21 protein-coding genes and 1 pseudogene are annotated in these 24,211 nt (G+C 45.3%); 12 read left to right on the plus strand and 10 right to left on the minus strand.

What is annotated here, in order from left to right; all coding sequences use genetic code 11:
- The first annotated feature begins 82 nt into the window (after positions 1 to 82).
- The gene (locus FHS19_RS00375) at positions 83 to 2,800 is read left to right on the plus strand and encodes a glycosyl hydrolase family 95 catalytic domain-containing protein (RefSeq protein WP_183577078.1); all 2,718 of its coding nucleotides are present in this window, start codon (positions 83 to 85) and stop codon (positions 2,798 to 2,800) included.
- Positions 2,801 to 2,977: 177 nt separating this feature from the next.
- On the opposite strand, the pseudogene FHS19_RS00380 reads toward FHS19_RS00375, so the two are convergent.
- From FHS19_RS00380 to FHS19_RS00400, 5 genes and pseudogenes are all read right to left on the minus strand, one after another.
- Positions 2,978 to 3,196 (minus strand): annotated as a pseudogene (locus FHS19_RS00380) (IS3 family transposase); the annotation flags it as partial.
- On the minus strand, positions 3,133 to 3,345 hold the full coding sequence (locus tag FHS19_RS00385; RefSeq protein ID WP_183581507.1) for a hypothetical protein: 213 nt from the start codon (positions 3,343 to 3,345) through the stop codon (positions 3,133 to 3,135). The gene FHS19_RS00385 and the pseudogene FHS19_RS00380, both read right to left, overlap by 64 nt.
- 227 nt (positions 3,346 to 3,572) lie before the next feature.
- The gene (locus FHS19_RS00390) at positions 3,573 to 4,004 is read right to left on the minus strand and encodes a hypothetical protein (RefSeq protein WP_183577081.1); all 432 of its coding nucleotides are present in this window, start codon (positions 4,002 to 4,004) and stop codon (positions 3,573 to 3,575) included.
- Positions 4,005 to 5,047: 1,043 nt separating this feature from the next.
- On the minus strand, positions 5,048 to 5,332 hold the full coding sequence (locus FHS19_RS00395) for a YolD-like family protein (RefSeq protein WP_183577084.1): 285 nt from the start codon (positions 5,330 to 5,332) through the stop codon (positions 5,048 to 5,050).
- A 178-nt stretch (positions 5,333 to 5,510) separates the two neighbouring features.
- Entirely contained in the window at positions 5,511 to 6,404 is an 894-nt protein-coding gene (locus FHS19_RS00400; protein ID WP_183577086.1) for a helix-turn-helix domain-containing protein, read from the minus strand.
- A gap of 127 nt (positions 6,405 to 6,531) precedes the next feature.
- Between FHS19_RS00400 and FHS19_RS00405 the strand changes: the two genes are divergently transcribed.
- The gene (locus FHS19_RS00405; protein WP_183577090.1) at positions 6,532 to 7,416 is read left to right on the plus strand and encodes a phytanoyl-CoA dioxygenase family protein; all 885 of its coding nucleotides are present in this window, start codon (positions 6,532 to 6,534) and stop codon (positions 7,414 to 7,416) included.
- Between the two features lie 309 nt (positions 7,417 to 7,725).
- Here FHS19_RS00405 and FHS19_RS00410 read toward each other — a convergent pair whose 3' ends face one another.
- From FHS19_RS00410 to FHS19_RS00420, 3 genes are all read right to left on the minus strand, one after another.
- Entirely contained in the window at positions 7,726 to 8,208 is a 483-nt protein-coding gene (locus FHS19_RS00410) for a YkgB family protein (RefSeq protein WP_183577093.1), read from the minus strand.
- 252 nt (positions 8,209 to 8,460) lie between these two features.
- The gene (locus FHS19_RS00415) at positions 8,461 to 9,984 is read right to left on the minus strand and encodes a redoxin domain-containing protein (protein WP_183577096.1); all 1,524 of its coding nucleotides are present in this window, start codon (positions 9,982 to 9,984) and stop codon (positions 8,461 to 8,463) included.
- 1,046 nt (positions 9,985 to 11,030) lie between these two features.
- Positions 11,031 to 11,369 (minus strand): MmcQ/YjbR family DNA-binding protein, encoded by a 339-nt coding sequence (locus FHS19_RS00420; RefSeq protein ID WP_145164451.1) that lies wholly within the window; start codon positions 11,367 to 11,369, stop codon positions 11,031 to 11,033.
- A gap of 671 nt (positions 11,370 to 12,040) precedes the next feature.
- On the opposite strand from FHS19_RS00420, the gene msrB reads away from it, so the two are divergent.
- The 5 genes from msrB to FHS19_RS00445 all read left to right on the plus strand — a co-directional run bounded on the left by msrB (position 12,041) and on the right by FHS19_RS00445 (position 16,695).
- Positions 12,041 to 13,030, plus strand: coding sequence for a peptide-methionine (R)-S-oxide reductase MsrB (gene msrB / locus FHS19_RS00425; protein ID WP_183577099.1), 990 nt, complete (start codon positions 12,041 to 12,043; stop codon positions 13,028 to 13,030).
- Between the two features lie 123 nt (positions 13,031 to 13,153).
- Positions 13,154 to 13,804, plus strand: coding sequence for a peroxiredoxin-like family protein (locus FHS19_RS00430; RefSeq protein ID WP_183577102.1), 651 nt, complete (start codon positions 13,154 to 13,156; stop codon positions 13,802 to 13,804).
- Between the two features lie 83 nt (positions 13,805 to 13,887).
- On the plus strand, positions 13,888 to 14,550 hold the full coding sequence (locus FHS19_RS00435; RefSeq protein WP_183577105.1) for an NAD(P)H-dependent oxidoreductase: 663 nt from the start codon (positions 13,888 to 13,890) through the stop codon (positions 14,548 to 14,550).
- A 189-nt stretch (positions 14,551 to 14,739) separates the two neighbouring features.
- Positions 14,740 to 15,657, plus strand: a complete 918-nt coding sequence (locus tag FHS19_RS00440; protein WP_183577108.1) for an NADP-dependent oxidoreductase — start codon at positions 14,740 to 14,742, stop codon at positions 15,655 to 15,657.
- Between the two features lie 591 nt (positions 15,658 to 16,248).
- On the plus strand, positions 16,249 to 16,695 hold the full coding sequence (locus FHS19_RS00445) for a hypothetical protein (protein WP_183577111.1): 447 nt from the start codon (positions 16,249 to 16,251) through the stop codon (positions 16,693 to 16,695).
- Positions 16,696 to 17,424: 729 nt separating this feature from the next.
- On the opposite strand, the gene FHS19_RS00450 is transcribed toward FHS19_RS00445, so the two are convergent.
- Positions 17,425 to 18,126: a Crp/Fnr family transcriptional regulator gene (locus tag FHS19_RS00450; protein ID WP_183577114.1), complete on the minus strand. Its 702-nt coding sequence runs from the start codon at positions 18,124 to 18,126 to the stop codon at positions 17,425 to 17,427.
- A gap of 1,536 nt (positions 18,127 to 19,662) precedes the next feature.
- Here FHS19_RS00450 and FHS19_RS00455 point away from each other — a divergent pair.
- From FHS19_RS00455 to FHS19_RS00475, 5 genes are all read left to right on the plus strand, one after another.
- A complete protein-coding gene (locus tag FHS19_RS00455; RefSeq protein WP_204797512.1) occupies positions 19,663 to 20,625 on the plus strand; it encodes an NADP-dependent oxidoreductase in 963 nt (320 codons plus the stop codon).
- Positions 20,626 to 20,895: 270 nt separating this feature from the next.
- On the plus strand, positions 20,896 to 21,495 hold the full coding sequence (locus FHS19_RS00460) for a nitroreductase family protein (protein ID WP_183581290.1): 600 nt from the start codon (positions 20,896 to 20,898) through the stop codon (positions 21,493 to 21,495).
- Between the two features lie 229 nt (positions 21,496 to 21,724).
- A complete protein-coding gene (locus FHS19_RS00465) occupies positions 21,725 to 21,970 on the plus strand; it encodes a hypothetical protein (protein ID WP_183577117.1) in 246 nt (81 codons plus the stop codon).
- 134 nt (positions 21,971 to 22,104) lie between these two features.
- Positions 22,105 to 22,389: a hypothetical protein gene (locus FHS19_RS00470; protein ID WP_183577120.1), complete on the plus strand. Its 285-nt coding sequence runs from the start codon at positions 22,105 to 22,107 to the stop codon at positions 22,387 to 22,389.
- Positions 22,370 to 22,687: a hypothetical protein gene (locus FHS19_RS00475; protein WP_246426385.1), complete on the plus strand. Its 318-nt coding sequence runs from the start codon at positions 22,370 to 22,372 to the stop codon at positions 22,685 to 22,687. Before FHS19_RS00470 ends, FHS19_RS00475 begins: the two co-directional genes overlap by 20 nt.
- Before the next feature lie 317 nt (positions 22,688 to 23,004).
- Here the strand turns inward: FHS19_RS00475 and FHS19_RS00480 are convergent, their stop codons facing one another.
- Positions 23,005 to 23,706 carry a Crp/Fnr family transcriptional regulator gene (locus FHS19_RS00480; protein ID WP_183577123.1) on the minus strand — a complete coding sequence of 234 codons (702 nt, stop codon included), beginning with the start codon at positions 23,704 to 23,706 and terminating at the stop codon, positions 23,005 to 23,007.
- Between the last annotated feature and the right edge of the window lie 505 nt (positions 23,707 to 24,211).

A 24,211-nucleotide genomic window follows, 5' to 3' on the forward strand; every position in this document is an offset into this window, starting at 1 on the left:
GCTCTCACGGAACGGGTACGATTCGGGTGATGAAACATTAGTATTTGAAAACGATTATGCGTTTTTTGAGGAGGTTATTCAGATGACGAAATCGACAGACCTGCAACGCATGTTTAACAAAGGGAACTTTTCGCTGACCTATACGGAGATCCCAACTTCAAATCCGGGCGATGAGTGGCGGGACGGAATGGTGAGCGGCAATGGCGAAAATGGTTACATTACATCCGGCTCGCCGTATCGGGACTGCTTTATTTTTCAAAATATGTGGTTTAACTTTCCCTCTAACGCTCCTAGAGAGATACCGAGTGAGTTGACGGGACAACTTGACGATGCCAGAAAAAATGTCTATCTGCTGAACGATCAATGGAAGATCACGGACGCGAAGGGCTCGACGCGAATCAGGACCTTTTTTTATAGTTTCCATCCGGGTCACCAGCTCCGATTGGGAATCGTGAAGACGGGAATCGTATCTGAATACGAGCGGTGGACGAATCATGAGACGGCGGAGACCGGCGTGCGTTATAGAGACGAGCAAGGCCAGTGGGAGCGTACTTCGTTTACGTCTCGGATGGATAACGTATCAATTACGAGAATATCCCAATCGTCTACTGGCTCCAAGATCAATCTGGTCATCTCCATCGACGATATAACTAACATGGCCAAAGCGTACGATGGGCACTCCGAAGTGTCGGCACTTCAATACAAAAAGGTCGTGAACGAAAACGCTGAGTTTATCGCACAGGTTGTTCACTACCCCTCCTATCCAGGGAGCGAATTGATCAATGGCGGTTACGCTGGTCTTACGCAGGTCTTGGTCATGGGAGGAACGAAAAAGAGAGTGCTGCTCGAAAAAACAGACGAGCCGATGAATGTGGGCGCCGAACAAAACCCCGCGATTCAAGTCATTGATGCCGATGCCGTTTATCTCATTACGCAGTCTCAAAGGACAGTCGATATGGGCAAGCTTGACACTTTCGCCGGGTTGAAGGAATATCCCATTATTGGTGAGTTGTTCGGAAAAACAAATGAAGTAGCCATTAAATATAGGGAACGTAGCGGCTTTTTTGATTATGAATCGGCCCTAGCGTCTCATGCAAAGAAGCATTCCGATGAGTACAATGCGGTTAGTCTCGCCATTCAAGGCGATGAAGAGGATAAATCAGCGGACAACCGTTCTCTTGTTCGGGCACAGAAAGCCGAGAAAAGGAGAGTCAACCATGCTTTTATGGAACGGGTGTACGATCAGGGACGTTACGCCATGATCTGTTGCGGCGGTTCGAGCGCGCCGCGCTTGTATGGGATGTGGACCGGGGAATGGAACCCCGGTTGGCGCGGGATTTATACTCTCGACGCCAATGTGAACTTGCAGGTTGCCGCTATGAACACGGGGCATCTCGAACAAATGCCGCTCGGCTATATCAACTTCTTCTTAAGAAATGCGCCGGATTTTGAATATAACGCACGAATGTCCTACGGAATGCACGACGCTTTGCAAGTGTCCGTCAATTCGGACGGTGATCGCGGCATGCACGTGGAATACGACAATGATTATCCTTTCGAGTATTGGAATGCCGGCGCGAGTTGGTGTCTTTTGCCGATATTTGAATACTGGCAGTGTTATGGCAATCGACAAATTCCAATTCACGAGAGCATGCGAATCCAGGATCTACAGCCGATCCTTGGAATAAAAGATGGGGGGCTGACCGACGAGGAATTTGCAGACATGCTCCGTAGAGAATATTTGGATCTTGAACGAGATATCTTGCTTCCGCTTCTGACCAAGCAAGCGAACTTCTGGGAACAAATCTGTACGCCAGAATATTATACGGATGCTGACGGCAACGCCTGTTATCAAAGCGGCAAAACGATGCTTTATGATGGGGAAAAGTACATCCTCCTCCCAACCTATTCACCAGAGAACCACCCGATTGGATACAACAGCACGATCACGGCGAATGCGACAATGGACATCTCGGCTGCTCGCGACGGCCTTCACATGGTCATCGCGTTGGAAAAAGCAGTCAAGCGCGACGGATACAGAGCAGCTGTAGCCAAATGGGAATCGTTGCTGGGGCTGCTGCCGGAATATCAGCTTGATTCGGACGGCGCCTTGCGAGAGTGGGCAATGAAGGAATACACGGAAAACAATAATCACCGCCACCTAAGCCACCTCTATCCAGCCTGGCCGGCTTACGAAACGCAAAAAGAACCGGAGTTGGCCCACGCCGCCTCAATCGCATTGGAGAATCGAAATAATTACAATACGGAAGATGCCACAGCGGGACACGGCTGGATGCATAAGGCGTTAGTTATGGCCAGATTGAAAAACGGGGACGGCGTCATCGCATCACTGCTGCCGATGATGACGAATGACGGTTACTACGAGTCCTTGATGACCGATCACGACACAAACAGAAGATGCCATACCTACTGTACCGACACGTTATTTGGTACGGTAGCGGCTGTGAACGAGGCGTTGCTTTTCTCTAATACCGGCATGATCGAAGTACTCCCGGCTTTGCCCTCCGACTGGCCGAACGGTACTATGAAAGGTCTAATGGCCAGAACCCGGGTCGAAGTCAAACAGCTGGCGTGGGATCTGAACGCCAAACACGTAACCGTCACGCTGCGCTCTTTGGAAGACGGCAATTCAATTCATTTAATGGCGGGGATTCCATGGAACAGAGCGACAGTTGACGGGATTGCAATCGAAGCGACTCACGATGACAGGAACACCTACATTCCGCTGACACTACAGTGTGGATCGGACGTAACAGTAGTTTTTACACTCACAGATTAAGCAGGCGATACGAATGCCAGAGACAATAGCGCGAAGGGATCCTTTCCTGTGAGGCCAGAAGAGGCAATAAACGAGAGAAGGAAAGCAATAAAAGGTCCTGATCTTCCGATGCGGAAGGTCAGCTGGTTAGGGGACTGACCCCCGTTTGTGAGACAGGAATCAAAACACCTTGCAAGTTTAAGCAGCCAGTTGCCGGAAATGAAGCGGCGACTGGTTGTTTCGTTTTGTTTGAATGCGAATTGAGTTATAGTAAGTAATATGGTCTCAAACGGTCTGCTCGACGATGGCAGTCGTCGTACAGGTTAAACCTTCGAGATAGAACGTTTCAGACTTTAGTGTGGAATGAAACGATTCGATGGGGGCATTATCAGCGGGCGTACCCTTGCGGGCGTAGCTGTATTGTTTACCAACAGGCTGCTCCAACCGATTCCATTGGCCACTGCGATACCATCTTGGTCCATGACTTCTTTCACTGGAATGCCATCCAACCTCATTTCAATAGCTTTCTTTTTCACTTCTACTGGATAGCTGACTCTTGTTGCCAACGCAAAAACACCTCCAAAGTTGTCTCCATATCTTACGACATGGATGCATTCTCTTGAAGGTGTTTTTAATTTGTCTCACGCTATGGGGTCAGTGCCTTAGCATGATGCTTTTTTATATTTAGACGAATCCTTCAAACACTGGGAGTCTTAAATATCGAGAGAATATCGAACGTTTTTCCCTGTTAAGTAAATCAGATGATGATTATTAAGTTCTCGAGCAGCTTAGCTCAACGCCATATAAAATTCCCATAATCAATTACAATGATCTTTTTACTATTCTTTACGCGTAAGTTGTTATAATTTGGATTACCATCCTTCCTCATAACTACTTCATAAGGAATAATCCCATAGTAACTAAATTTACTCCTCAGTTCGTAAAGTTTTTCTTTATATTTTTTAGAATGAGGAAAATTCTGATTGTATTTTCTCATTATTATCCATCGATATTCATCTCCATAATCTATAATCTTGCCAAGATGTTTTCTAATTGAATAAGGAGATGAAAAATAAATGAATACTTCTTTCTTGTTGCTTTTAATCCCATATTTTGACTTAGCCACCTTTATAACAAAGCCATTCCCAATATCATAAACAACTCGCCTAGCCCCCTCACCGATAAACTTACCGTCACCAATCAATTTTTTTATATTATTGTTCATAGGTACAAGCAGCTCCTTTCAGAAATAGAAGGTCATAGAAGTTATATTTACGATTATGTATTCTCATCAGATTAATCATGAGGTTGTCAGTAAAAAGGCCACAAACTATTATTGAAAACATAGTTTGTAGCCCTTGGGAAAGTGATGGTGAACCTTATCTAAGCCCACCGTAAAAAGTGTTGTTAGAAGCAACGATGATGTCTTCTGTGTTTTTCACACTTAACTAATACCTTTTGTCCTGGTTTGAGGACGATAACTATAGGCTTCTTATGACGATGTTTCATGAAACATCCTCCCTTCGAAGAAGATAATTCAGTATATTCACTTAGCTAGAAATGAATTGGACTAAGAATCAATAAAAATTACTCATTTTTGTCTGCTGCCTAAAATTCCGCATTATCCTGTTCAAAAAAAACATCTGATCGAAAATCGGGGTCGTTCGCACCCATACCCAATCCGAGACCCCAAAAGGACCCGTGACCGAGAATATGCTCCGTATTTACCTTCCAATTTTTAGAGTGCGAGAAACAAAACACCTACATGGTGCCTTTTGCTCGTCTGGTGGCGTGAATTGCTTCTTAATTATGGAGCAGATAATATTTATTCAGTAGAAAAGAAAGAACATGGCTGTGAAACTTCATCATCCACAAAAATCCCAATGGGACAGGATAGTGAATCGCTGTTCCATTGGGATTTTTGAGCGGAAGGGAGACGATGTGTAACGCACCCGGCTTATGATAACCCTGAAGAAAAGCAGCCACGTTGGTTAGCATGGCTGCTTTTTTAGATTTGGATGAATTCTTCAAACACGGGGAGTCTTAAATACCCTTCATCTGTCCAGTGTCTGAAGCGAACCCTGATTTGAATATCAGGCTGTACGAAGACGTAGTTTTTGTTTTCACTAACTTTGGTCTTCAGTATAATCGGAAATGCCCTTTTGCGAACGGGATCCGTAAGGCCGTACTTTAGCGTCCCGGCCGGAGCGATTTGGCCATTACGGAGAACGCCGAGGGTCCAGGCAACTTCCTTTTTCGAATATCCGGTTATAAAACAGTCCTCACGCTGATAAACAACCATTCCCATTCATCACGGTCTATGTTGAGCTTGATTTCTTTACGGAATGTATTAATGACCGTGACGAAACCGGTAAGACTCCTTGTATGAAACGGATCAAATATACTTAGGTTTACTTTCACGTGGTTATTGAATGAATCCTGCAGTATCAGCCCCATCAGCTGCCACTCCTGCTCATCGATGACCGGCTTGCTCATGCGATTTAACTCCTTCTGGTGAACTAAAATGGTCTCTTTATGTTGCGGCAACATCATTCGCGAGCTATCAAACAACCCATTATCATTGTCCGCGTATGTAAAGGCGTTAAGCTTTACTGGTCAACCGAAACGATAAGGCAGCCCTCGGCTGCCTTATTCCCATTTATTGGGTTTTATAGTCTTGAATACAAAATACGCACTTAAAGCGAAAGCGCATATGTTTCTTTTTTTCTTACTATTTCTCGTTCGATTCGGCTCCTCTGCCATCAAGACCATTCAGGGTCCGGTTGCGGAAGGCTGTCGGTGAAACGCCGTGGAACGCGGTGAACTGTTTGGTAAAGTGGTGGATGGACGAAAATCCGAGGTCGTTAGCCAACGTGGTAACCGTTTGATTGCTTTCTAGCAGGGCGGACGCGGCGCGCTTCATGATCGTGCGCTTCCAGAATGCCTTGGGTGATAGTCCCGTCCCGGCTTTAAACAATTGATGGAAATGGGTCTTTTTTAACCCGCTTTGACGAAGCCATTCCTCATAACTGGACTCCGTATATTCACCACGTTCGATCAAATCTATGATCTTCAGAATGCGTGGGTCAGCGTGGTTGTCGTTAATCGCCTGGCCAAGACAGAGAATGAAAGCTTTTAACAACAAATGTGCCGCCGCTACGGAGCGGTGGTTTCTTTTCTGAAACTGTTTGACGATGGACGCTATCATCTCGGTTAATTCGGTATATCGATGAAGGGGGAATACTGCAGGTATCCGGTTGAGATCCGTTTCCGGGTGGATTTTGGTAAGCAGAGAAGGATTGAATTGGGACGACTTCCAGACAAGATGGGCCTCCGTATTCAGGGGCGGATCGGACCATAATTCGCAGTAGACATTATACGTAGTCAACGCCTGGGAAGGACCACTTTCGAACGAATGCTCGCAAGCGGGAGGGATGAAGAGGAGATCGCCTTTCTTTACATAATATCGCTGCGAATGAATCCTCAAGGTTCCACGTCCGCCATCAACGAGATGAAAGGCATAACAATACCCGATTCTCCCCAATTCGGATGGCTGGTTATCAAGCGGAAACCTGTAATGGTGCGCAACGCGAATGAATGGGGTTATTGACAGTAGACTATCCATTCCATCGTACCTCCAAACCAATTGATCGGAAATAATGACAACATAACGAACAGCCGTACAAATACATTTTCTTTAATTTTTGATAAATTTATCACAGAAAAATTATTTTGTATAGGAGATGATCGAAATGACGAAGGGATTAGCGGGTGGAAGTTTGACCAAAGAACAATTGCAATTCTACAATGAACAGGGCTATCTCGTACTACCGGGGTTGTTGACCGAGGAGGACCTCTCTCCGGCGAGGGAGGCGATGAATGAGAAAGTATCCATGATCGCTAATGAATTGCTTCAGGCTGGGCTGATCGATGATATGCTGGAAGATCGTCCATTCAAATCGAGGCTGGCTGAGCTGTTCGCAGATTTGACCGCTGACGATTTCCTTAAATATGGTCGAAGTTGGCGGGACCGGTTGCCCGGCTATTTCCACCTGATGAGCAATCCGAAGATATTGGATGCCGTCGAATCGCTGATTGGCGGGGAGATATTCGCCAATCCCGTATACAACACAAGACCTAAAATTCCTAGGGTAGCCGCAGGGGCGGTGCCGTGGCATCAGGATAAATCCTATTGGCCAGATGCTAATTCCAATCCGGTTATTACAGTTTGGATACCGTTGGTTGATGCGAACGAGATCAACGGATGTTTGCACATTAAACCAAGAACACACCGCAAAAAACTGCTTCAATGGCATCAGGAATCTCACTCCGGTACGGGCTACACCGCCCTGCACGAGGAACAGCTGGGACGGATTGAAACCGTGGCTCTTCCCGTTCCTACCGGTAGCGCGATTCTATTCAACGATCGATGCCTGCATATGTCGACGCCAAATGAATCGGATGAGGTTCGTTGGAGCGTTGACCTCAGATATCAGCCTACCGATCAAGATCCGATGCGCAATCACGGGGCTGGATTTCTTGCCAGGAGCCGAATTTATCCAGAGCGTGTCGCTACGCTGGAGGACTGGCTTGCGGAGCGCTTGGAGCACCGGCCACAGGAGAGCAGTGCTGAATAATAGGCAAAGAACTGCAGTATATTGTTTTGAATACAATTTAATGGTTAGAAAAAAGAAGTACTCCATTTTCGTCATGATCTCAATAAAGAAGTTTCATTCCTTATTTTTTATAAGAGTGTAAGAGAAACCTGTATGTCATAGAACCTTATGAAAATGCGCCTTGAAGCATCAACATATTCCGTTGGTTTTTCTCACTAAATATGACAACGCACAGGGGTTGTGTGTTGTCATATTGGTGATAATTTTTTCGAAATTAATGAGATTTCAGCGCCGTGGAAGACCGACCGTTTGATGCCGTATGGTCGGGATTCAGTGAATTATTTCGCTGCGAGCCGTCTTCAGCGATTCACCGAGGGCGAATACCGAAGCAGCCAGCAGGACAAGATCCTTCAAGAGAAATTGTCCCGGAAACGCCGAGAGAGCCGGAAAGCCAAGGCTCGGTTCAATAACGCCCGGTGTGGAAAACATGAAGCTGATCGTAGTCAGAAACATGATACAGGAGAGCGCCGCTCCGACAGCCGACAGCCTTGTGGACACAAAACGGCCGAGCAGGAGAAGACCGATGAGAATTTCCAGAACCCCGAGGAGAGAAGAGAACGTTCGGACCGGCATCACATCGTAAAGCCACCCCAAGAGCGGGCTGTTGCTGACAAGCGGGGCGATCCCGTTTGCCTCGTAAGCCGTAAATTTCATCCCGCCAATCCAAATGTAAACAATCGCCAAAGCGATAAACAGGCACTTAATTCCGAATGTTTCAAATTTTATACCAAAAGCATGATCCAACTTGGACATTATTTTTCCTCCTTATACCATCGTTAAGTGGCCATTCCCGGGATAAGCAACTTTGGTGCTCCACCGCAATATATGTTCAAGTACATATTGAATTCAGAACCTTACACTTGGGTCAACCACATTCAATTCCAGTTATTGTGTGTGGTATCTACTTCGCTAAAATTACCTCTATAGAGATCTGAGTATATCAAGGTGTTGAGTTTTAAGGAATATTTTCTTCAAGTATTGTAATTAGCGTTTGTTCCAATAACACTATTGCAACGAACGGACTATTTTTAAGGCTTCGGACGGCTCCATCCGCGTTCTATGGTTTACATCTGAAGCACCGGCTATGACGGTTCCTTTTTTATCGATAATATATGTGGCTGTGACAGGAAGCTCAAATGTATGGTCACCGTTATATTGATGTAGCTCAATACCAGATCTTTTTTGAATGGCTTGCATAAAGTCAGGCAGTCTGTATTTAAGATTATAGTTTTCCGCTGTTTTGTTGTTTGTATCGCTAAGGACGAAGAAGCTCAGTTCATGTTTTTCTTTCATGGAAAGCGAATGATCCGGTGTTTGCGGACTAATGGCAATCAATTGAGCACCGGCAGCTTTAATCTCATTCATGATGCGCTCATAGGCCTTCAATTGCAAATTGCAGTAGGGACACCATTCACCCCGATAAAACACGATAATGACGGGGCCCTTGGTTAGTTCTTCAGATAATGTGACGGGTTTGCCCGAAGCATCCTCCAGAGTAAAATCGGGAGCCTTATCTCCGGTATGCAGTCCTTTGCCTGCACCTTGATCTCGAAGGTCCTGAATCAATCTGGCAAATGCCGTCGCGGCATCTGGCGACATCTGGTTTTGAGTCTGAAATGCATCAAGTTCATCCTTTAAGCTCCTTTCCCATTTAGAAACACAGTCCTGGACCATAAGCGAAATCGATTTTTGAATGGGCGGAAATTCAAATCCTAAAGAGGCGGCTCTGGCATTCAATATCTTCCAAGTATAAGGAAACATGGCGTAGGGGGATAAAGTTTGTTCTTCATGCCGGCCTACATGAAACAGCGGGGTCGTATGCAAGCAGTCCCCTATCTCATAACAGAGTTCCTGGATGCTGAAATAACCGCAATTCGCCGCATTGATTGGTCCGACAAATTCGGATTTGGCTCCGATAAAATGAAGAAATTCGGCCGCATCCCACGCTGTCACATAAGTAATAGGGTGCTCGACTTCCAACACACCGATCGATTTATGTTCAGCAACATGCTTCACATAATAATCAAAACGGCCCGTATAATCGTCGGTTCCCGATACGACCATGGCTACGCGAACCGCAACGACGGGAAATACCGCATTCCGGAAGAAATACGCTTCGGCTTGGCGTTTTCCTTCAGCATAGTCATATTTCTGAACGTCTAAATCATAGCCGTATTGTTCCGGGATGAAATCGTCTTCGGTGATTTCGGCATCTTTACTGTTATAAACCGCCATACTTGAGGTTAATACATAGCGCTTAATGCGGTTGCCAAACACTTGCAGGGCGATTTTGGCATCTTTAGGATTAAAGCAGATTTGATCGTAGACGACATCATAATAACAATTGCCGAACGCTTCCATCATGGCATCCTGATTCGTGCGGTCCACCTTTATTCGGTTCACGGCGTCGCCAAAATTATCCGGTGTCTGACCTCTTGTTGCAATTGTCACATCATGGCCATCGCTGAGTAATAAATGAACTAACCTGCGACCGAAAAATGTTGTTCCTCCTAAAACGAGTATCTTCATCCATATCTCCTTTCGCATTTTTATTAATTGAGCGATATTTTGTCCTGCCATACAGTACAAAATAAAATAGACTGATCAATAGTACTTGTCTATTTTTATTACAAGTTAACATGCTGACTGAATGGGCATCTGTAATCTACATTACATTGTTAAGTGATTTTATACCAAAAATTGGTGCTGCTAACTCTCTACTTTTTTCAACAACACCATTTCGTCTAGATGCTTCATCATAGACAGGGACACGACGAACCGCGATTTCAAGAATGACGCATTCGGGAATATAACTGGAGTGTACAGCTTGGGAGATGTGCGAGTACGGCGGGCAGCTGGTCGACAGGATTGACTGTTTTGACCACCAGAGTGAGGCTCTCACTCTGCGGTAATTTCAGAACTTCGACCAAAACCTGCTGTAGTTCCTTTCATCATGGGGGGATGGGAGCTTAACGAATGTTTCGCGTTATATTGGCCAGGCCCTTATTTCGTGCTTGTCAAGGGAATCCACTTTTTTCAATGAGTTTGCTGTAACGTCAGTAGCGACTTGAACTCGGTACTGGATACCACAACGTGTTTCCTTAGTCGCTACCCGTTTTTATCCAATGGCCTGACAGTACGAATGACAGATCAATGCTTACTGTACTTGATCAGTCGATATTTTTTGTGATTCCACCCTAGTATAAAAAGAGCTTTTTACAAAGGATTACTGTGGAACCATTATGAACAACATTATGAACAAGTAACAGTCGATTCGAGCCCAATAAACCATGGTAAGTCGCGTTACAGGCTATCTTTGCATCTTGCGAGGGTGATTGAGTGCAAGGGGCTATTAACGTTAGAAGGAACGATAAGAGGGAGCGAAAGTGGTCACAGGCGTTCATAATCTGGATTGCGAAACGATGCCCGACGTACTCCCAGCTGCAAGTTGGATGACTTGTGGCTCTATGCCTCGATACACCCTTCCCGGCAACTAGCACTTTACACGGTAGGATTTGGGCCCGGCCGATCAATCCACAGCAGCTGAGGTTGAGTCGGGAATGACTTGAAAATCATTAGATGGACTCTCGTTTGCTCTTTGGAAGGCTTTGTACAACTAAATCGTAGGAATGGTCAATCATATCAAAGATAGCCGACTCTGGCAAAGAACCCCCGAGAATAATCGTATTCCAATGCTGTTTGTTCATATGGTACCCCGGTTTAACGTCTTCATGCTGCTCTCTCAAGTTTTCGGCAATTACGGGGTCGCATTTTAGGACCAAGTACCCTTTTTTCTCAAATAAAAGAGCGAATATTTTACCTGCAATTTTTATCGCGATTGGATCGGGTCCCGAGGGATAATCTTTAATCGCTCCTTTTTTGTTTAGACAGTACTCGATAAAATTATTTTTCAAAACGACTCATCTCCTTCGTAAATAACATCGTGTGTTCTACCCCAATCATCTAAACCGTCTGCTGTAACAATTTTCTTTATATTATAAAAAGAACGTTCGTTAACTTCTAAAGGAAGTATTAGCCCCATCGACCTCAGAGATTTTGTCGGTACTTCGAATATATCGTGAATAACCCCTAAGAATAATGCTGGAGATTGCGCTATGAACGGTTGTGTTTATTTCCGGAATTTCTTTGCCATAAAGATGAATTCGCTCAATCAATTCGTTCGGATTATCTTACGGTAGTTCCCAATAAAATATTTGCCGACTTCAAGACTAACTGAATCAGAATAACCAACAATGCATGCGATTGATTAACATGGCGACATGATTAATCGTCGATAGTATTTGTCATGAATATAATTCAAAATATATATCAAGTCAAATCAATTTCATGGTCGTACCCTCTTTACGAAAGGGAGTTTACTATATGCAGTTGAGAGAGTGGATTCCTTAATGACACAAACATCACGTGCCTTGCTTTAATGCATGAAATCAGGGGGAAATGAGGATAATACATAAATGTTTACCAGGAGCGAATTTGATTTGTCCGGCCGGCTGAATCATTGTAATGAAGCATGTTTTTTCTAAAATTTTCGTGATCTTGAATATTGAAGAGATGAGGTGTTGAAATGAACAGCACAAACGATAAACACAAAGAATTGGCTACTTTTGCCGGCGGGTGCTTCTGGTGTATGGTATCGCCGTTTGAAGAAATGCCGGGCATCATTAAGGTCGTTTCCGGCTATACAGGTGGACATAAGGATAATCCTACCTACGAGGAGGTTAACTCCGAGACTACCGGACATAGGGAAGCGGTGCAAATTACATTTAATCCGGAAGTGTTTCCCTATGACAAGTTACTGGACATTTATTGGTCACAAATCGACCCGACCGATCCGGGTGGGCAGTTTAACGACAGAGGAGAATCCTACAGGACAGCGATTTATTACCACAATGAGGATCAGAAGAACAAGGCGGAATCATCAAAGCGAAAAGTTGCTGAGAGTGGCCGATTCAATAAACCGATTGTGACGGATATTTTGCCGGCACAAACATTCTATCCAGCAGAGGATTATCATCAGAACTATCATAGAACTAATCCGTTCCGCTATAAAATGTATCGCAAAGGATCCGGCAGGGATCAATTCATTGAACAGCATTGGAAGCTCAAGAAGGATCCGAATCAATTAAAGAAGACGCTTACTAAGATGCAATATGAAGTGACCCAAAATAGCGGCACAGAGCCGGCATTTAATAACGAATATTGGGATCATAAACAAGAAGGGATATATGTCGATGTTGTATCGGGAGAGACCCTCTTCAGTTCGCAGGATAAATATGATTCCGGCTGTGGATGGCCCAGCTTTACCAAACCGATCGCAGAGTCACATTTGAACGAAAAGCTTGATCAAAGCTATGGCATGGTTCGCACCGAAGTGAGGAGCCAGGAAGGTGATTCCCATTTGGGCCATGTCTTTGACGATGGACCGCAGGATAAAGGGGGTTTGCGTTATTGCATTAACTCAGCAGCACTGCGCTTTATTCCAAAAGAGAATTTGAAGAAGGAAGGATATGGGGAATACCTTCACTTTTTTGAAAATGATACTTACAACGACTAAGTTTTTGTCCATATTGATTAGTTCAAAATAGGGATACTATGAACTGTAATCTACTTTACAGAACTGAGCTTAAACCTGCCTATATAATCAAACCATCAAATCAATATTGGAGGTTTAAGAACAATGAGCAACCAAAGTTTAACCGAACAGCTGGAAGAAGCCACTCAGCAGTTTAAAGTAAATACACCTATTGAAGCGCAGATTAAACTGAGTCAAATGATCGAGGAGCTTCAGGAAACGGGGATCGCTTCCGGGAAGCAACCAGGCGATAAGGCGGTAGATTTTAAATTACAAAACGCACTAGGCCAAGATGTGATTTTATTTGAAGAGCTCGCGAAAGGGCCGGTTGTGCTCGTCTTCTATCGAGGGGGATGGTGTCCTTTTTGCAATATGCAATTAAGGGCTTACCAGCAGATATTACCGGAAATCCAGGCGATCGGGGCGCAGCTTATCGCGATTAGCCCACAAAAGCCTGATCATTCGTTATCCCTACAAGAAAAGGAAGGATTGGAATTTCAAGTCCTTAGCGATCCGAATGGCTTGGTAACGGCCAAGTACAATTTGCTCTTCGATGTTCCGTCGGGAGTACAGGAAATCATGGAAGGTGCCGGACTCGATCTTGCAGAGTACAATAATACCTCGAAATGGGTTTTGCCGGTTCCAGCTACATTCATGATCGATGAGAGCGCTAATATCCGCTCCGCTTATGTCAATCCGAATTTCATGCAGCGTCAAAGTCCGGAGGAAATTTTGCGAGAACTAAGAAAGCTGTAACGACTTTTTTCGATTTCAAAAAAACGGATCCTGCTCTGCATGGACCCACCGCTGAATTTACTAGTTTTTAGAGGGAGGATATCATGACAATAACAAAGGAAGAAATATTGGCAGCTCATCATTTTCGGCATGCAACCAAAGAATTCGATCCTAACAAAACCGTCTCTGACGAGGACTTTAGATTTATTCTGGAAACGGGCCGGCTTTCGCCCAGCTCGTTTAGCGCTGAGCCGTGGAGATTTGTAGTTGTTCAAAATGAACAGCTTCTGAACAAAATAAAAGACGTTTCTTATGGAGCGGCTAGCAAATTACCAGAAGCCAGCCATTTCATCATTATTCTATCCAGGACCGCACAAGATATGAGATATGACTCCGCCTACCAGTTGGAGCAGCAATCCAAAGCCGTTCCGAAGGAACGACTGTCGAGGCATCTTGAAATCTATGAAGAGTTCCAGAGAAATGATTTCAAGCTCTTGGAGCATGATCGTTTTCTTACGGATTGGGGCATCAAACAGACGTACATTCCGCTTGCGAACATGATGACGGCTGCAGCATTAATTGGCATTGACTCATGTCCGATCGAAGGTTTTGATATTGAGACAATGAATCGGATATTGGAAGAGGAAGGGCTGCTGGAAGACGGACACTTTACCATTTCGGTCATGCTCGCCTTCGGTTATCGCAAAAAAGAGCCGGGACCAAGAATACGCAGACCCTTTGATGATGTTGTGAAATGGGTAAAATAAATATAATTTTACTCACATTTATACCAATTAAATGGGATTGAGGTTGGCGTGATGGTCACATTCGGTGATCAACCAATGAATAATGAATGTGATTGTCGCGCCTGCTAATCCATGGTGGTAAGGCACAGAGCGTGTAATCGCTTTGGGTCGACGTGGAATCGAAGAGATTTTACAGGGTGAGGTGTTGGAATGAAAGCGATTGTGGTAACAAATGAGACCGCGGGAACGGCCGGAATGACACTGGCGGAGAGACCAGAACCGCAGGCGACGACAAACGATGTACTCGTTCAGGTTCATGCGTCCGGATTCACCCCCGGGGAGTTAACATGGCCTGGAACCTGGACCGATCGCCTCGGCCGCGACCGGACTCCGTCGATCCCTGGCCACGAGGTGGCAGGAATCGTAACCGCACTCGGCTATGGCACGAGGGGACTGTCGGTGGGACAACGGGTATTCGGGCTCGCGGACTGGACTCGCGACGGCACCCTCGCGGAATATGTGTCTGTCGAGGCGCGCAATCTTGCACCGCTGCCAAGCGATATCGACTTCACGGTAGGTGCGAGCTTGCCGATCTCGGGTCTGACTGCGTGGCAAGGACTATTCGTGCACGGCCGCATCCAGGCAGGGCAGAGTGTCCTCGTGCATGGCTCGGCCGGAGGAGTCGGTTCGATGGTGACGCAGCTCGCCCGCGAGGCGGGAGCCTACGTCATTGGCACCGGACGTGCAGCAGACCGTCAGACGGCGCTCGACTTCGGAGCGCATGAGTTCGTCAACCTCGACAACGATTCACTGGAAGACGTCGGTGGCGTCGATCTGGTTTTCGACGTGATAGGTGGTGACATCGGGAAGAGGTCCGCGGGTCTGGTTCGAACAGGCGGAATGCTGGTGACCATCGCAGGCCCGCCCGAGGTACAGCCGGCCGAAGGCTTGGCGGTTGATTTTGTCGTCGAGGCCGATCGGGAGCAACTAGGTGAGATCGTCCAGCGTGTCCGGGATGGTCGGCTACGAACAAACATCGGCCAAATCGCCAGCCTCGACCATGCCGTCGCTGCTTTCAACCCAACCGAGCGGATCAAGGGAAAGACGATAATCCGTGTTCGTACGTAAAGGCCCAGGGACCAGGCTTCGGATCATTGTCATCTGGGAAGCCCGGTCATAGATGGCTTTAGAAGCGTGGCGTATGGCCTTAAAGTAAAACCAAAGACCACCGGAAATCTGGTGGTCTTTTCTTATCAATGGTAGCGTTGGAGGCATATTTAATTAGCTAACTCATCACTGTGAACACCAAGCATATGGCTAATCTCTTGATATGAAAAGGCACAGGGCATATCTATCTTGGATGTCGCCGAATGGTTCTCAGGTTGGAAAGAAGATGGAACACGCGTTTTCTTAGATAATGAAGCGCAATCGATTCCGATTGATCGCTCGTTTTTCCTGTCTCCGAATGGTTATGAAATTTGAGTCCGAGAAGTGGTGTTGCTAAGAAGTTCGTATTCCGTAAGAGAATGAAATTGACTCTCCGACTCTATTTCCCCATCGCTCTCTTTTATATCTTCTCGAGACAATTCTTCAAAAAGCCGGGCTCAGTGTCCATTGGGCGGGTGCACCGGCAAGTAGCCTTATTCCCTGTTCGTGCGTTTACATAGTTCACAAGACGGCGTCTCGAAGAGAACAAGTTGATTCAGAAGGGATAAATTAATGGAAAAGAATTCTCAACCTCCGGTTTTAAACGCCGAAAAATTGCTTCGTCATTGGTTAGGTGCAGTGAGGTTCCGATTCACTGTTGCCATATCAGGAACAACGAGCGATTTTGCTTCATTCGATGCTGGTTACGGCGTCAGGACGCCGCTTGAAATTGTACGTCACTTATCGCAGTTGTTACACAACTGCTGTTCAACGATTTTTGATTCGCCGCGCGTACGACTTGAAACAAAAGGCTGGTATGAAGAAGCGGCACGATTTTATGAAATCATAGATCAATTGGAGCAAGCCATCTTGCAATTGATTCCGGAGCAAAGCACTGTGGAATACCTTGTTCAGGGACCGTTAACGGACGCAACCAGCCATATCGGCCAATTGACGATGCTTCGCAGATTGGCAGGAATTCCGGTGGGGTACATCAATTATTCGCAAGCAACGATTTAAAGAATGGGATGGTTGGGAGATAAAGCGTCAACGGCCGCCGCTTGTCTGATGAAGAAGCCAAACGTTTTTTATCGATTCTGTGCGGGTGGAATGGACGATGAAATAAACAATCCCTATGGATTTTTGGGTTTGGCTCTCAAGCCACGAAACGGGCTAAGACAAACGTCTTGAAGTTGTCTATGGGGTGGCGGAGCAAGATAAATACTGATATCCCGGGAGGGTTGCTTTTCATATACTCGGGGAGTCTTCGGTGAATCCAGTTAGGGCACTTGCATTCTAGTTTGAGATGCCGATGGACGCCTGAGCGAAACGCACGGTTATCCTCGATCATCAGATCGACTGCGGCGAGCGCGGCATAATGCGCTCAGCCTATCTCGTATCCGAGCGTTGGGGGCGAAATGACATTAGGAGATATCATTGAGACTATTGTTGTGCGAGTACTGGATGGTGACCAAATCGCAAAGGTCCTTGTTTGATAACGCATGTATGGAAAGTTTTTTTAGCCATTTCAAGAGTGAATCCTTGGAGCTACATCACTACACAAACCAAAAGCAACTCGTAGATGAAATTCAATGTTATATTTCTGTTTAATAATCTTCACCTCTATAATCATCACCGATTCCCAAAAAACAACCTTAGCCCGATTGAGTACCGAACTAAGGTTGCCTAGGTCCTTTTTATAACTGTCTACTTGACGGGGGTAAATCCAATACCCGGTGGTCTTTGCTATCATTGTTTAGAGTTTATAGGATTATTTTCTTCAAGCATGGTGACAGCAAGTTGAACAGACAGGCGAGATGTCTTAACGACGCCATCCTTAGCAAGCTCACTCATCACGCCACTGACCGCTTCGCGGCTAGCACCAAGCATATTGGCAATCTCTTGATGTGAAAGAGGCAGATCAATCTGGGCATATCCATCTTGAATGACGCCGAATTTGGCGCTCAATGTGGAAAGGAGATGAAGGACGCGTTTTCTAAGACCATGAAGCGCAAGCTGTTCCAATTGATCCTCCCGCTCTTTTAACCGGTCACTGAGTGCTTTAAGAAATTTGAGCGCGAGCTGAGGCCGATTGATCATCAGCCGTTCGAAATGAGGCTCGGACATGGAGCAAAGAAGCGACGATTCCATCGTTTCAATATAAACCTTCCTGGTACCGAAAGAGAATGAATCTAACTCTCCGAATATATTTCCTCTTGTGAGAATGCCAAGCGTAAACTGTTTTCCGCTGTCGTTCAGTTTATAAAGTCTAAGCTTTCCCTCCTTGACGAAATAGAGGCCCTCGAGCGTGGAGTCCGGGGTTTGGACCAATGTATTTTTTGTAATCCAATTGAAATGATGGATGGTATCTAACTGATCGATCTCTCTTATCTCTTCTCGGGACATTTCTTCAAAAATGCTGATTTGAGATAAATACCAGAGCTTGTTCATTGAATATCGTTCCTCCAAATTGTATTAGCCTGCGGGATACGGATACTTGATGAATTGGTATGAATCCCCATGGCTGTTTCGTAAAGTTTTAAATGCTGCAGTCGGTTATCCCAAAACCAAGTCGCGAAATGTTTTCCTAGACCATACCTGAAATCGGCTTCCGAATCGGCGAAAACACAACCAAGCAAACGCGCTCAGGAATTCGACATCTCCTAAGGCCTGGTAAAGGGGATAAGTTTTATTCCTTACGTATTCCACATGAAACAGCTCAGATTGACATTTTCCTTCGGAATCGTCATTTTTGCGTTTTAATCATACCTGTATTGTTCCAGCATAAGATCATCTTCGGTGATTTCGATGTTACTATTATAAGCCCTCAAGATTAAAATATTTCGTCTAACCCGGTCACCATACCCTTCTACAGCGATTCTGGAGTCTTGAGGATCAAGCATGTTTGATCGCATACGATATCATAATGATTAACTGTAAAACGTGATTATTATTTTTTCATGGCTGCCTGTTACTTGCATATTAACATCCGGCCGAATCGCTGTAAGTAATCTACTTTACATTGTTCTGCCGGTTTACACATTTCCAAAGGCATCTCTGCAGTTTAAGGTCAATTCACCATATAAACGAAGATCAAGCTCGGTCAAAGGATTGAGCAGCTTGAGCAATCAGGGATCGCCCTTAAGGGGGTATCAGAAATGCTTTCAAAGCCATGGCATGAGATGTACCGAGGTAAGGAGCGAAGAAGATGATTCCATTAGGGATATCTTTGGTTCAGGCCGTCGATGTTGAATATGCCTATAACATGTATAAAATCAATCTGGATAATCCAGAATAAAAGGGGCAGCTATGTGAAAATAAACATAAGGTGATTTTTTATGGTAAAGACAATAAACATATATAAAAGACTCGTCTGGATTGGCGCAATTATCTCGGCTTTAGCTTTTTCATTAACGGGCGAACTTTTTTATCTGGTATTTGTGGTGATAAATATCTTGGAATTGATATTTGTGCCTAGATGGATCGAACGATTTAAAAAGTAAGCCTGCTACATGCATAAAATCAATCGGATAATCTAAAATAAAAAGGGTAAAAAACACTTTTGCCAATATTTGCTCCGAAAGGTTGAGTTAAAGTGACCTTTTCCTTGCCGTCCTAATTGGGCGGCTTTTTTTCTTACCGTCTTTTTCATTGAAACTTACGAAAAGAATATTTGATAGAGCATAGAGAAAAAGGATTTGGAACAGGCACATGAGGAACTTAAATCGATAGGACTCCCTGTATAAAATATGCTTATGCTTGGCAAAGGACAAATAAATATAATCCAACGCGGGGGATCATCGCTAATCTCTCCGGTGCTTTCAAGAACTGCGATTTTTTTATTTTAACGTTATAAGATCATGTGGATCGATTCAAGTATGTAGTTTACTTTACATAACTTTTTTTGTGTAGTGATTAAAATGAAATGTGTCTCGCAAGCATAGGAACTTGAAACATTGAAAAACGAAAAATGTAAGGAGAGGTGTCATGGAAATCTTAGAGAAAATGAAAGCGATTGTGGTGACGGACGAGGCTGCGGGAATGTCCGGGATGAAGCTGGTGGAGCGGCCGAAACCGGACGCGGCGAGGCTCGCCAGCCTCTCGGGCGCGAGCTACGGCGATGTCGTCGTTCAGGTTCATGCATCGGGATTCACCTGGGATGAGCTGACGTGGCCCTCGACCTGGACCGATCGTATCGGGCGGGACCGGACGCCGTCGATCCCCGGCCACGAGGTGGCCGGAGTGGTCACCGCCCTCAGCTATGGCACAACCGGCTTGTCGGTGGGACAGCGGGTATTCGGCCTCACTGACTGGACTCGCGACGGCAGCCTCGCAGAGTATGTAGTTGTTGAGGCACGTAACCTCGCGCCGTTGCCGAGCGATGTTGACTTCACCGTGGGCGCTGGCGTCGCAATGACGGGCCTGACCGCCTGGCAAGGTCTGTTCGAACATGGTCACCTCCGGGCGGGGCAGAGCGTCCTTGTGCACGGTGCGGCCGGCGCAGTCGGCTCGATGGCAGTACAGCTCGCACGCCAGGCCGGCGCCTACGTCATCGGCACCGGACGCGCTGCCCACCGCCAGATGGCGTTCGACTTCGGTGTTCAGGAGTTCGTAGACCTTGAGAACGACTCACTGGAAGACGTCGGCGGTGTCGATCTAGTTTTCGATGTCTTCGGCGGTGACATCGGGAAGCGGTCCGCGAGTCTGGTCCGAGCTGGAGGAATGCTGGTGACCATCGCCGGACCGCCTGAGGCGCGGCCAGCCAACGGCCTGGCCGTTGACTTCGTTGTCGTGTCCGATCGCGCCCAACTGAGTGAGATCGCCCAGCGAGTGCGTGACGGAAGGTTGCGGACGAACATCGGCCAAATCGCCACTCTCGACGATGCCGTCGCCGCTTTTAACGCAACCGAGCGTATCAAGGGAAAAACGGTCATCCGTGTTCGTGAATGAGTCCTAAGGAAAGGGGCTTCATGGTCACAGGGGAATATCAATTGCCAAATTGGTTCGTTGAGCAGTTTCGTTTCATTCAATTTGGTAATTGTTTTTGGATCCTTCGGGGTGAACAACCTCATGGGCTTCTGTTTTTTGTCCAACTTTATCAAAATATACGAATTCACTTCAATCGATACTTTCTGGCTCAACTCTTCCACTTCAGAAATTGTCACCGATGCAATCGATGATAAAAGGAAAAATATGATAAGGAGAGGTATCATGAAAACCTTGGAGAAAGATTTATTCACTGCACTACGCGAACGGCGCTCCATTTATGGAATTAGCAAAGAATCGCCCATTTCGGATCAAAGTATCCAAGAAATAATCGAAGAAACCGTCAAACATACACCATCGGCGTTTAACAACCAAACTACGCGTATTGTTCTTCTCTTGGGAGAACAACATGACAAGTTATGGGATATTACGTCCGAAGTTCTCAAAGCATACGTTCCTGCCGAACAATTTGCTTCTACTCAGGAAAAAATGAACGGATTTCGGAAAGGATATGGTACAGTCCTTTTCTTTGAAGATCAGTCAATTATCAATAATTTTATGAAACAATATCCCTCTTACCAAGAACACTTCCCGATTTGGTCACAGCAAACCAATGGAATGCACCAGTTGGTGATCTGGATGGCGTTGGAGGCTGAGGGGCTGGGTGTAAACTTGCAGCACTACAATCCATTGATTGATGAACGGGTAAAAGCAGAATGGGAGTTGCCGGAAAGTTGGAAACTGATCGCCCAAATGCCGTTCGGTAAACCGTCTGCCGCAGCAGGTGACAAGAAATTTAATCCAGTACAAGAACGTATAAAAGTTTTTAAATAAACTTCACCCTGAGGCTGTCACCATGACAGTCTCTTTGTTTAATTCTATGGAGATGATGGATCAAACGATGGGAGTTCGTCCGTTTATTCATCTATCACTCCCAGCAGATCCCAAATCAAAAATCCGATGCCTGCTTGCGAAGAATCAATATGATTGTATAAATCTTTCCTTGAGCATGCAAATTAAATAAATGAGTAAAGGGCATGAAACTATAGGAGGTTAAATCTACATGGATACATTTAATGATACCGAAGATCGGAAATACTCGGTTCATAAGGATACTTATGGGGTTCTTGGGGAGGAGACGGAAGTTGATTCCGACGTTAATGAGGACCGCAATCGGGAGCAGCAATTGGACGACTCTTTTCAGGATTGGTACCACAATATCGGGTATGGGGTTCAGCAAAAAGAAAATATGACCCAAGTGCCGAAGTCGAACGTCTTTGATGATGTACCTGATATAGAAACCGAATAAAACAGTAACCAAAGGAGTTATATCACAAGAACGGTATTTCTCCTTATTTCATTGCAAAATGGATTCCAAATCCTGTTACGATAGCAATAAATTTTCAGCTTTTGGGTAATATAAGCGCAAGGTGGTGTATTAGAATGTGGATTATAAAGACCGAACATAAAAGAGATGAAGACGGCGGAATTGCAGCGCTAGAACTCGAAACAGAAGATAAGCGTTTTGATGTAAATATTAGATGGGATGGCTGCGCTGAGATCCATGTATATTCAATTACGGAGGAAAATCGTGAAATCAAGGATACCTTCCATACCTGTGATTTAAAAGGAATGATCGATATGCTGCAGTCACTCAACAGCGTATGTAAAGATTACTTTGGTAAAGGAAGCTATTGGGAGGATACTGATGATGTTAAATTTGTCTGAACTCAAAAATCTTCACGCCGATATTCAAGCCGTTCACGAGATTGTCCGAACACTGAAGGTTATTATCGATGGTAAAGAAATTGAAATCGATATTCTCAGAAATCAGAACGGCCATTATTTTTATGAGCTAAGCCATTACTATAAAGACGCGGACAAAACCGATCCTCACAAACCATCGGAAAATAGATATTCATCTGTTGAAGAAGCGGCACGCGGAGCACTCCGCTACGCTACGATGTTTTACCGGAGTACGGATGAGGGTGGAGCTTGGGTGAGAAAGGAGTCTTTCACTCCATAGCAATATACGGCTACCGAATATCTCGAGACACCATATTAGGTGTCTTATTTACGCGTCAGGTACGCAAATAGGCCATTTAGATTTCGTTCACGCACTCATATGTTTCTGTTGTACGTCTCATATAAGAATAACTCACAATAGCCAAGGGAACTATCATTAGCGGTTTTCGGATTTCATCTGAAGCTGAAGAGGAAGCGATCATTTCCTTTCGGAAACGATCGCTTTATTTTGTCTTGCACTATAAAGATTGTTAAAAATTGCATTAGATGGGTAATCCTCAATGCCCAGGAAAGACCTTCGGCAGGGCATCTTCAGTATCAATGTGTAGAATTTTGAGGAATATGTTCTTCAAGTATTGTAACAGCAAGTTGAACAGACAGGCGAGATGTCTTAACGACGCCTTCCTTGGCAAGTTCACTCATCACGCCACTAACCGCTTCACGGCTAGCACTGAGCATATTGGCAATCTCTTGATGCGAAAGAGGCAGATCGATCAGGGCATATCCGTCTTGAATGATGCCGAACTTTGTGCTCAGTGTGGAGAGGAGATGGAGCAAGCGTTTCCTGAGACCATGAAGCGCAAGCTGCTCCAATTGATCCTCCCGCTCCTTTAACCGGTCACTGAGTGCTTTAAGAAATTTGAGCGCAAGCTGAGGCCGATTGATCATGAGCCGTTCGAACTGAAGCTCGGACATGGTGCAAAGAAGCGATGATTCCAACGTTTCAATATATACTTGCCTGGTTCCGAACGAGAATGAATTTAACTCTCCGAATATATTTCCTCTTGTAAGAATGCCAAGCGTGAACTGTTTTCCGCTGTCGTTCAGTTTATAGAGTCTAAGCTTGCCCTCCTTGACGAAATAGAGTCCCTCACGCGCAGACTCGGGGGTTTGGACCAATGTGTTTTTTGTAATCCAATTGAAATGATGGATGGTATCTAACTGATCGATCTCTCGTATCTCTTCTTGCGACATTTCTTCAAAGATGCTGATTTGCGATAAATACCAGAGCTTGTTCATTGATTATCGAGCCTCCAAATGGTGTTAGCCAACGGGATACGGATTCCTGATAAGCTGCCATGCTTCTCCCTTGGTTGGTTTGTAAATATTTAAATGTTACAGCCCTTTATTCGAATATCCAGTCGCGTATATACTTTCCTGAACCTTACAGGCAATTGATTTCCGAATCGGCGAAAACGTAAACCTGGTAGACGCCACACTGGCATTCGACTGCTTCCTTATCCTGGCAGATGGGGATAAGTTTTGTTCCAAAATAGCAGTAAGAAGTAGCATGGAGCGGAATGCGCAACCATACGCAAAAATGCTACATACTATATCATAACCAGTGAACAGGCAATCCCCCGTTCAAAGTATGATTGCCGAGTCGAATAGATACGAGTCGAATGGATAGCGGGCGAAAGTAAGCCCATGCAAAAATCAGGATAGAGGTTAATAAACTGGGAGCAAATGCATTCATGCCCAGATATCGTCGAATGACCTCTAGTATAGGTGCGATTAAACTAAT

It is taken from the genome of Paenibacillus rhizosphaerae, assembly GCF_014192015.1.
Taxonomy (GTDB): domain Bacteria; phylum Bacillota; class Bacilli; order Paenibacillales; family Paenibacillaceae; genus Paenibacillus_AQ; species Paenibacillus_AQ rhizosphaerae.